General features: G+C 59.2%; 1 protein-coding gene. It reads right to left on the bottom strand.

All coding sequences use genetic code 11. The features are described 5' to 3' along the window. On the bottom strand, window positions 1-1,753 hold a 1,753-nt coding region (locus tag KYE_RS14640), incomplete at both ends, for a D-xylulose 5-phosphate/D-fructose 6-phosphate phosphoketolase (protein WP_008174796.1).

The following is a 1,753-nucleotide window of genomic DNA, read 5'->3' as shown; positions in this document are numbered from 1 at the left end:
AATTGCACAGCCTGACGGCCGTCAAAAACGGCAGGCAGTTTTGCCTTGGGAACCGTCATGGCCCAGAACTGCCCCTGGGTTCGAAAACACTCGTTAAGGCACGCCACAGCACTATTGCAGTCGGGAGGATAGACAACGCGGGCAGTGTCACTCATTTCTCCCATCAGGACTTCGCCGAAGGCCGGGTCCTGATGAGACTGCTCGTTCTTGCCGTTTTCCCAGAGGTGCGACGTCGCAATGACCGGCACGGATAACCATCGGGCGGGCCGACCGAGACTTTTCTGGTGTCGCGCAAAAATAATTTCCTGCCGAAGAGCGCCAATCATTTTCATGGCAAACGCTTCGTAGGACACCACCAGATTCATACCTCCCTTATTACCCAGAGCGGCGCTTACAACGGCCTCCTCATTCAGGGCTGTGATTACCGAGCCGTGAAGGGATTCCGCAAGGCCGGGCTCGGGCGTCAGGGTGCGATGCTTCAGAAGGTCAAGCGACTGGTTCATCTGATTACTACGCAATTCATCCGGGTTCCCCAGGCGAATACGAAGCGCCGGGTTGGCCTTTACAAGGGCAACAAACTGCCGATCAATCGCAACCATGGGCGACTCTGATACCGCCGTTTGCAACCAGACCGGTTCGGGTACAGTTTGCAGCTTGACGTCACGACAACTCAGCGGATGATCCTTTTCCGCAGGCCGATCGTCTGCCCGGTGAGTTGCCAGCACGTCGCGGGCGCCGTGAATCTCGATCTCGGGCACAAACAAACGGGCAATGGATTCGTTAAAGTGCCTGCGCGAGACCTCATCAAATCTCGGTATTGCCGGAAGCGGGGTACCATGCGCCGCGTTTGAGCCAGCACCATAGAAACCATAGCCTTTGACCGTCTCGGCAATCAGATAGGGGAGCTTTACAGGGTACCTCATGTGGCCGGCGCTGACCTGTTCGCTGCACGCCTGAAGCCTCGATTCGGCCTCGAAGATGCCCCAGATAAAGGCCGCAGGATCGCGGCCATCAATGAGTATGGGGTAAAAACCATTGAGCTCCAGGTGCTGCCGGAACCAGTCCGTGCCTCCTTGCAGAAAGATGGTTGACCGTTGATCAATGCGGCGCCCGTTAGCAATCATCACCGGGGTCACCAGGCCACAGTCCTCGGCTCGCCACCAGCGGCTTGCCCAGTCGCTGCCCCGCTGCTCCTCAAATGCCCCATCACTGAGAAACGCGACCAGACGCTCCCCCGGCAGCGGCATGTGGGTGTATTGCAGTTCAGCGAAGCCCAGATATCCGCCCTCGATCAGCCCGCCGGCAGTGTGGGGGTTGACGTGACTGCCCAGGGGAACCCCCGGTGTGCCATCCGGAGTGACGGCGTAGCTGTAAAAGTCACTCACCAGCCGGGACAGCCCCGCCTCGTCGAGCGTGTACCGAGCCTGCTGTTCTGGATGCAGATTGCCGAGCAGTATGTTGACGCTTTCGATAGCCGCCACACAGTGCCCCTGCCCCATCAGCCAGCTACGGGTCAGCCCCGCCAACGCGTTGGCGGCCGTGTAGCCAAGATAGGCAGGCACCATGTTCAGCGAACCACCGGTATGCCCCTGGGGATTTTCCTTGAAGTCATCCGCCGCCAGCGGCTGTCCGGACAGGTCCACTCTGCTGGCATAAGTCATGTGGGCTACCAGCCACATGGCCGCGTTGGTGAGGGTGTCTGCAGCCTCGAAAATAATCAGGGCATCGTCGAGCGAGTCATAACGCCCGGCAC

Origin of the sequence: Marinobacter manganoxydans MnI7-9 (assembly GCF_000235625.1) — a bacterium.
In the GTDB taxonomy this organism is placed as follows: domain Bacteria; phylum Pseudomonadota; class Gammaproteobacteria; order Pseudomonadales; family Oleiphilaceae; genus Marinobacter; species Marinobacter manganoxydans.
Note: the sequence above shows the minus strand (reverse complement) of the source record. Positions and strands in the feature narration are given on the sequence as shown.